This window comes from Peptoniphilus rachelemmaiella (assembly GCF_943169845.1).
In the GTDB taxonomy this organism is placed as follows: domain Bacteria; phylum Bacillota; class Clostridia; order Tissierellales; family Peptoniphilaceae; genus Aedoeadaptatus; species Aedoeadaptatus rachelemmaiella.
The window spans coordinates 1-7,956 of record NZ_CALPBW010000033.1 but is presented as its reverse complement, the minus strand read 5'-3'; the positions used below and the strand labels follow the sequence as shown (position 1 = coordinate 7,956).

The following is a 7,956-nucleotide window of genomic DNA, read 5'->3' as shown; positions in this document are numbered from 1 at the left end:
TTTCGGAGCAAACACTACGTGATACTTACAATTCCATTTTGTGTGTGATAAACTATGGGTGTGATTTAGTGATGTCATTATTTCCTCCTGATTGTGATTGGTTGGCAGACCTCTCTCATCATATCACGCTGGAAATAACGGGCAATTATCGCTAAAGCTAAACGGAACCCCCGGTCTAACCGGGGGTTTTCTAATGCAAAAAGCCATTGCCTTTTATCGGGCAATGGCTTTTTTATTATGCGTCGAATACGGCGGTTACCTCGGCGGGAAAGGCCACGGCGTCTTTAATGTGAAGGACATTAATCATAATCACGCCCCCTGTGGCGGGCACCTGATCTAAATTGGCCATGACTTCCACTTGGAATTTGTTTTCGTTGAGCCAAAAGCGTTGCGCTACCAAATCTCCCGCTTCGGCAGCTTCGGGGCCGGCGTCGGTATTCAGCGTTTCGTGACCGATGGCGGCGATTTTCCGCGTGCGGCTTAAATACTCGAGGGCCGCCACAGACCAGCCCGGCGTCACTTCCACACCGTCGTGGGTGTTGGTGAAATCGTCTTGGGAATAAATCCGCTTGTACCAGCCCGAGGAGAAGGCCACAAAGGCTCCTTCCGGGATGGCGCCGTGTTCTTTTTCAAAGGCCAAAATATCGTCTACGGTGACGGCATAGCCGGGCTCTTCCTTTACCTTGTCTTCCAAATGGAGGACGTAAAGGGGCAGGTAGCGCTCTTTCGGCGAAATGTCCGATAAAATTTTCCCGCCTGCCATAAAATGGGCCGGTGCGTCTACGTGGGTGCCGTGGGAGGTGCCCAGGGTGTATTCCCGATTGTCCGATCCCGTTTCCTCCAATGTAGTGAGGACCCGCTCGCCCAAGGGATTAAAGGCCTGGTAAATGGCCATGTCTTTCGTCACTTCGTGGGTTAAGCTCACCCACGTCTTTTCTTTCAGGGCCTGTAGTAATTGCTGTGTCTTCATGTAATCTCCTTTCGTTGTTTCTCTTTCACCCTCCATTATAGCCTGTCTCGTTCTTTTCCACAGCCCTTTTCGCGCACAAAAAAAGAGGCCGAAGCCTCTTTTCTCTTACATGGCCAAATAAGCCATAAGCGCGTAATTGATTAAGAATAAAATCGTGGAGCCGACGAGAATCGGGTGCAGCTCTTTGGCCTTTCCCTTTAAGATCATGACGATGCAGTAGAAAATAAAGCCCGCTGCGATGCCGTTACTGATGGAATAGCTGAGGCCCATAAAGACCGAAGCGAAGAAGGCCGGTACGGCACATTCCAAATTCGTCCATTCGATTTCCGCAAAGCTTGCACACATCATAATCCCGACGATGATGAGGACCGGTGCCGTCGCTTGTGCCGGCACGATGCCTGCCACCGGTGCGATGACGATGGCCAACAAGAACATAGCTGCCGTAACCAGGGAGGTAAGGCCGGTGCGACCGCCGGCGCCGATGCCTGCCGCACTTTCTACATAGGTCGTGGTGTTGCTGGTACCGATAAAGGCGCCGATGACCGTGCCGATGGAGTCGGCGAAAAGGGCCTTGTCCAGTTTCGATTTGAAGCCGGAGCTGGTTTGCATGTTGCGAATATCTTCTTCACTGAAAATGCCGGAGCGACGGCCCGTGCCGATAAAGGTACCCAGGGTGTCGAATGTATCGCTCAAAGAGAAGGCGAAGATGGTCATGAGGACCAAGGGAATCCGGGCCGGATCTGCGAAGAGACCCAGCAGCCCTTCTTTGCCGAGAGCCACGCCGAAGACCGTGGAGAGGTCTTGGAAGGAGCTTGCTACAGAAGGACTTTCCGAAAGTTTCGACAGGTCCACCACGCCCATGGGGATGCCGATGATGGTCGTTGCTAAAATACTGATTAAAATGGCGCCTTTTACATTTTTAAGCACCAAGACCACGGTGATCAACAAACCGATCATAGCGAGAAGGACGCCGGCATTGTTGAAGCTTACCAAGGCGGGAACGGCGGCGGAAGAACCGATGATGGTTCCGCCGTCCAAGGCTTGATAGGTGCCCGGATCCAAGGTGAAGCTCAAAAGGCCGCAGTTTTTAATACCGATGTAGCCGATGAATACGCCGATGCCGCCGCTAATGGCGTGTTGCAACGATTCGGGGATGGATGTAATAATCATCTTCCGAACTTTGGTGACGGTGATCAACACATTGATCACGCCGCATAAAAAGACCATGCCCAAGGCTTCTTTCCACGTAAAGCCCAAGCCGAAGACGACAGTGTAAGTAAAAAAGGCATTAAGTCCCATGCCCGGTGCCAAGGCGTAGGGCACATTGGCGAAAAGCCCCATGACCAAGGTGGAAACCACCGATGCAATAATCGTCGCCAAGAAGACGGCGCCCCAGGGGATACCTGTTTGAGAAAGAATCGCCGGATTGACGAAGATAATGTAGCTCATGGCAAAGAACGTGGTCATGCCGGCTAAAATCTCCGTCGAAAAATCCGTTTTGTTTTCTCGTAACTTAAAGAATGATTCCATAACTTCCTCCTTAAAAATAATACGCGAACAGTATATCACGAATTTTTCAAACGAACACTTGTTGAATTAAAAACATATACACCGCCGTGCCCAAAACGATGGAAAGAATGGACTTGCGCTTCCATAAATAACTGCCCGCTGTCACCAAGGCGGCCAAACTCATGGGAAAAAAGCCGCCGAAGGAATCGAAACGCATGACGCGCAAACAGTAGACGATTAAAAGTCCCATCATGGAATAGGGCAAAAGCACGCCTAAATCCTTCACAATTTTCGGAATGGTGTCGCGGCGGGAAAAGAAAAACAAGGGAAACATGCGAATGGTAAAGGTAATGGCCGCCACAATGGCGATGGCGATATAGACTTCTTTAGTTGACATATTTCCTCCTGTAATACAAATTGCCGATTAAAATTACGGCCATGGCGGGCAAAAGAAAGCTGTCGCGACCGAAAAGAAGGACGGCGAGAACAGAAGCCCCCACGCCTAAAAGCGCCGGGAAGTGGTGATCCGTTCCCTTCCACTGCTCGATAAAGGCGGTAATAAACAGGGCCGTCATCATAAAATCGATGCCTTCCACATTAATGGGAAGGACGCTTCCCAAAAGGGCACCGAGGAGTGTGCCCGCGAGCCAGTACATACAGTTCAACAGCCCGATGTGGTACATCGCATCGGCATCGGCCATGCCCCCGTCTTCCCCCGCCGTAATGTAGAGGGAGAAAGTTTCGTCACTGCAGAAATGGGTGACGAGCATTTTCTTCCACAGAGGCTCATTGGCCAAGGGATTGAGCAAAGAGATGGTGTAGAACAAATACCTTAAATTAATAGAAATGGCCAAAATGACCAGCTCCAACACGGCAAGGTGTTGGGCAAACAAACTCACCATGGCAAATTGCATGGCGCCGGCATAAATGCCGAAACTCATCAAAAGGCTCACCAAGGTGGAGCGGCCCACGGAGCGAACCAAAACACCGAAGCCCATACCCAAAAGCAGATAACTGATTAGTAGGGGGATGGTTTTCGGAAAAACGCGCTTAAATTCTTTCATACTCTTTTTTCACACTGCCCTTCTTCTGTTTTCCTATGACGATTATACACGGACAAATGGAAAAAGTGAAAGGAAAATCGCTGAATTTCAACGCTTTAGCGGACTGCCCCAATCGCATCCGCCCACCCTTTTCGAAAGCTGTTTTCCTTTTTTCATCGTCTCCTCTCAGATTGGTGAAAAGCGTGTTCGATGAAGGGCAATAAAAAATCCCCACTCGCAGGAGTGGGGACTTTCGTAAGAAAATCTTACTTAACTTCGACGGTAGCGCCGACTTCTTCCAATTTAGCTTTGATGTCGTCAGCTTCTTCTTTGTTAGCGCCTTCTTTAACGGGCTTCGGAGCGCCGTCAACAAGTGCTTTAGCGTCTTTTAAGCCGAGGCCGGTAATGTCTTTAACGACTTTGATGACCTTAACTTTTTCTTGACCTGCAGAAGCGAGGATAACGTCGAATTCGGATTTTTCTTCAGCGGCTGCGCCTGCTGCTGCAGCTGCCGGAGCGCCTGCTGCTGCAACGGCAACGGGAGCTTGTGCGCTAACGCCGAATTCTTCTTCTAAAGCGCTAACTAAGTCAGCGAGTTCGATAACGGTTAATTCTTTGATCTCTTCAATAAGAGCGGTTACTTTTTCAGATGCCATAATGTATATACCTCCGTAAATAATTTTTGCCCTTAGGCAGATTCTTCTTCTTTCTTTTCGCGGATTTGGTTAAGCGCAACGGCAAGACCGCGAATGTTTCCGGACAGGACAGTTGCCAGTCCTTGAATCGGTGCATTCAAGCTGCCAAGCAAGTGTGCAACAAGCACTTCGCGACTCGGCAATTTCGCCAATGCTTTGACTTCGTCGACAGATACGACACGGCCGTCTAAGAGACCGCCTTTGATTTCTAAGCGATCGTTGTCTTCGGCGAAATCATTTAAGATCTTAGCCGGTTGCACGGCATCTTCGATACCGAATGCGACGACGGTGGGGCCGACGAGTAATTCGTTGGCGCTTTCGTTGCCGGTGGCGTCGAAGGCACGTTTCAACATGGTGTTTTTGTACACCTTGTAGTCTACGCCGTGTTCGCGCAATTCCTTTCTTAATTTGGTTACTTCTTCCACCGTTAAGCCGTGGTTGTTAACCAAAATAATGGATTGAGACTTTTCGATCTTTTCCTTGATCTCATCGACTAAGGCAATTTTCGATTGGAGTAGCTCTTCTTTCACAGATTCACCTCCTCGTTTCTACATAAAAAAAATCACATTGCAGACACAATGCGAGTACCAAAATCAAATTCAGTCACCTCGGCAGGAAATTAAGGCGAACCACCTGCTGTCTGCGGTTTCAACTCATACATAATACCAAAGAAAAACCCCTGTGTAAAGGGGTTTTTTTCATGATTGCGCACTTTTTATAATGGCCCGGGCAATGCGATGGGCCGATGCCAGGGCCCAGTGAATGTTGTAGCCGCCGCAGTCGCCGTCTACATCCAGCACTTCCCCGGCGGCGTAAAGACCCGGGGCGTAAATGGATTCCAGATCGTAGCTGAAGCCATCAAGGGCCATGCCGCCGCAGGTGACCTGGGCGTAGTCGAATCCCCGCACGCCGGTGACGGGTAGGGTGAAGGCAAAGAGCAGATTCAAGAGGCGTTCTCTCTCTTCCCAGGCCAGTTGATCCATCGTCTCCTCCCCTTTCAGGCCACATTCCTTTAATACCACATGCACCCATTTATTGGAGAGGATGCCGTCGAGAAAATCCTCCGCCGCCAGTGGAAGATAGCTCCTGCCCTCGATAATATTTCGGTAATCCGGGCGTTGTTCCAAATGATTGAGCATGGGAAAGGCGACGGCATACGCCCCCTCTCTCTCCCCGACGGCTCGAGCGAGATCCAAGACCGGCGGCCCGCTGATGCCGTCTTTGGCGAGAAGAATTTCCCCACCTTCCGAGGCGATCTTCTCGCCGTTTCGAAAGAGGGTGACGGTCCCTTGAATTTTCGTGCCGTTTAAATGCTTTAAATAGGGGCTATCGCATAGCAGGGCGGAGATGCCGGGGAAAGTGCGGGTTTTTTTGTGACCGAAGGCTTTTATGAGACCGTAGCCCTTGCCATCGGAGCCCGATTGGGGCATGGCCATGCCGCCGGTCGCCACGATGACTTTATCCGCGAAAAAAGAATTTTCCCCGCTCGCAAGCCGAAAGCCGCCCTTTGATTGTTCGATTGAATCGATGCAGGTCTCCACCACTTCCTCGCCGCCTGCTGCAAGCAAGCGGCGGCGCAGAGCGTTTAAGACGGTGCGGGCCTGGAGGGTGGAGGGGTAAAGCTTGCCCCGATCTTCTTCGACCAAGTCGATTCCCAAGGCGTCGAAAAATTCCCGACGGGCCTCGGCTGAAAAATAGGTGCCGGGATCGAAGGGCAGAGGCGATTCGCTATGCCAATGGCACAAAGAGAGATCGGCATTGCTCACATTGGCTCGGCCATTTCCCGTAGCCAGCAGTTTTTTTCCCACGCGATTTTTTCGCTCGTAAACGGACACAAAAAAGCCCGCCTCGGCCAAAAGGCAACCCGCCGCAAGACCGCTGACGCCGCCGCCGACAATGGCGATTTTCATAGCAAAACCCCTTTCTTTTTCCCCGAGTATAGCATGCATATGTGCTACAATACAAGTTAGAAAAAATGAAAGGAGCTTCCATGAATATTACCGAACGACTGAAAAAATACGTACAAGTTTACACCACCAGCGACGAAAATTCCACCACCTATCCTTCCACGGCGCGCCAATTCGATTTGGCCCATATCCTTGTGGATGAGCTGAAAGAGCTGGGTCTTTCCGATGCCAAGGTCGACGACTACGGCTATGTCACCGCCCACTTAAAGGGCAATGTGGACAAAGACCTGCCTACCTTGGGCCTCTTGTCCCACATGGACACGGCGCCTGCGGCAAAGGGCGAAGGCGTGAAGCCCCGTGTCATCCACTATGAAGGCGGCGACATCCTTTTAAATAAAGAAAAAAATATCGCCCTCTCCGACAAAGATTTCCACGCCTTAAAGGACGTGGTGGGCCTGGATCTCATGGTGACCGACGGCACCACCCTTTTAGGCGCCGACGACAAGGCGGGCATCGCCATTATTATGGATAGCCTCCGGACACTCATCGAAGAGGATTTGCCCCACGGCAATTTGGCCATCGCCTTCACCCCCGACGAAGAGGTGGGCCGCGGCGTGGATCACTTCGACGTGGAGGCCTTCGGTGCCGATATTGCCTTTACCGTCGACGGCTCCCGCCTCGGGGAAGTACAATACGAATGCTTTCACGCCGTCAGCGCCAAGGTGGACATCAAGGGCGTCAGCGTCCACCCAGGCACGGCGAAAAACCACATGATTAACGCCATTAGCCTGGGCATGGAGCTGGACCGCATGCTTCCGGATGCCATGCGCCCCCAATACACGGAAGGCTACGAGGGCTTTTTCCATCTGGATCAATTCCGCGGCAATGTGGAAGCGGCGGAAATGGACTACATCCTTCGCGACTTCGACGCCGAGAAGGTAAAGAACATGAGCGAAATCTTTCAGGCCGCCGTGGACTTTTTAAACAAAAAATACGGCGAGCGCATCACCTTAACCTTGGAAGAAAGCTACCGCAACATGCGGGAGAAAATCGAGCCCCATATGGACCTCATCGATCTCTGTGTCGAGGTCATGGAAGAAGAGGGCATTGAGCCAATCATCGAGCCCATTCGCGGCGGCACCGACGGCAGCCGACTCTCCTGGATGGGGCTGCCCACGCCGAATTTATTTACCGGCGGCATGAATTTCCACGGTCCCTACGAATACATTCCCATTCAACACATGGAAAAGAGCCGGGATGTGGTCGTAGGTCTTATTCAAAAAATGGCGACGAGAGCATAATGCAAGTCCTCTATGCTGCCGCCGGCGGCGCCCTGGGAGCGACGAGCCGCTTTTTGATCTCCACACTGCCCCTTTCAGATTACGGCCTGCCCCTTCCCACCTTTCTCGCCAATCTCATCGGCTGCTTTATCATGGGCCTCATCGCCGCCTGGGCCGAAGCCCGAGGCATGAACCCCGGCCTTCAGATTTTTTTAAAGACGGGCTTTTGCGGCGGCCTTACCACCTTCTCCGCCTTCAGCGCGGAAACCGTGGCCATGATGGAAAAAGGCCACATGGCTGCCGCTGTCCTTTATGTCGCCGCCACGGTGATGCTTGGCTTCATCGCCCTCTACACCGGCGGCCAATTCGTCAAATAAAAAAAACCCTCTACCGCAGCACTTGCTTTCACGGTACGGGGGTTTTTTAAGGTTCTATGTCAACCATTGGGGAGTCTAGTGAAAACTAGGCTCCTTTTTGTTTTCCTACACACCCTCACTCACTTATCTTTTGAACAAACGAAAAGCAGTTTCGTGCGGAAATGATGAAAGTTAC

The 7,956-nt window shown here is 51.5% G+C and carries 9 protein-coding genes, 1 pseudogene and 1 other annotated feature; of the genes and pseudogenes, 2 read left to right on the top strand and 8 right to left on the bottom strand.

Translation table 11 applies throughout. The annotated features are described in order from the left end of the window. The 8 genes and pseudogenes from KO087_RS09670 to KO087_RS09400 all read right to left on the bottom strand — a co-directional run. Positions 1-78, bottom strand: a pseudogene (locus tag KO087_RS09670) (IS200/IS605 family transposase); the annotation flags it as partial. Between the two features lie 157 nt (positions 79-235). Continuing rightward, positions 236-970: a cyclase family protein gene (locus KO087_RS09430; protein ID WP_215508972.1), complete on the bottom strand. Its 735-nt coding sequence runs from the start codon at positions 968-970 to the stop codon at positions 236-238. A gap of 105 nt (positions 971-1,075) precedes the next feature. Next, positions 1,076-2,500 carry an NCS2 family permease gene (locus KO087_RS09425; RefSeq protein WP_215508971.1) on the bottom strand — a complete coding sequence of 475 codons (1,425 nt, stop codon included), beginning with the start codon at positions 2,498-2,500 and terminating at the stop codon, positions 1,076-1,078. Positions 2,501-2,546: 46 nt separating this feature from the next. Continuing rightward, entirely contained in the window at positions 2,547-2,876 is a 330-nt protein-coding gene (locus KO087_RS09420; protein WP_215508970.1) for a branched-chain amino acid transporter permease, read from the bottom strand. Continuing rightward, positions 2,866-3,543 carry an AzlC family ABC transporter permease gene (locus tag KO087_RS09415; protein ID WP_215508969.1) on the bottom strand — a complete coding sequence of 226 codons (678 nt, stop codon included), beginning with the start codon at positions 3,541-3,543 and terminating at the stop codon, positions 2,866-2,868. The genes KO087_RS09420 and KO087_RS09415 overlap by 11 nt, the downstream gene beginning before the upstream one ends. 245 nt (positions 3,544-3,788) lie before the next feature. After that, on the bottom strand, positions 3,789-4,178 hold the full coding sequence (gene rplL, locus KO087_RS09410) for a 50S ribosomal protein L7/L12 (RefSeq protein ID WP_215508968.1): 390 nt from the start codon (positions 4,176-4,178) through the stop codon (positions 3,789-3,791). A 32-nt stretch (positions 4,179-4,210) separates the two neighbouring features. Then, positions 4,211-4,747, bottom strand: coding sequence for a 50S ribosomal protein L10 (rplJ, locus tag KO087_RS09405; protein WP_215508967.1), 537 nt, complete (start codon positions 4,745-4,747; stop codon positions 4,211-4,213). Positions 4,748-4,763: 16 nt separating this feature from the next. Beyond that, positions 4,764-4,881, bottom strand: a sequence feature (ribosomal protein L10 leader region). Positions 4,882-4,915: 34 nt separating this feature from the next. After that, a complete protein-coding gene (locus KO087_RS09400; RefSeq protein WP_215508966.1) occupies positions 4,916-6,127 on the bottom strand; it encodes an aminoacetone oxidase family FAD-binding enzyme in 1,212 nt (403 codons plus the stop codon). Between the two features lie 80 nt (positions 6,128-6,207). On the opposite strand from KO087_RS09400, the gene pepT reads away from it, so the two are divergent. Then, the gene (gene pepT, locus KO087_RS09395) at positions 6,208-7,425 is read left to right on the top strand and encodes a peptidase T (protein ID WP_215508965.1); all 1,218 of its coding nucleotides are present in this window, start codon (positions 6,208-6,210) and stop codon (positions 7,423-7,425) included. After that, on the top strand, positions 7,425-7,781 hold the full coding sequence (gene crcB, locus KO087_RS09390) for a fluoride efflux transporter CrcB (protein ID WP_215508964.1): 357 nt from the start codon (positions 7,425-7,427) through the stop codon (positions 7,779-7,781). Before pepT ends, crcB begins: the two co-directional genes overlap by 1 nt. The last annotated feature ends 175 nt before the right edge of the window (positions 7,782-7,956 follow it).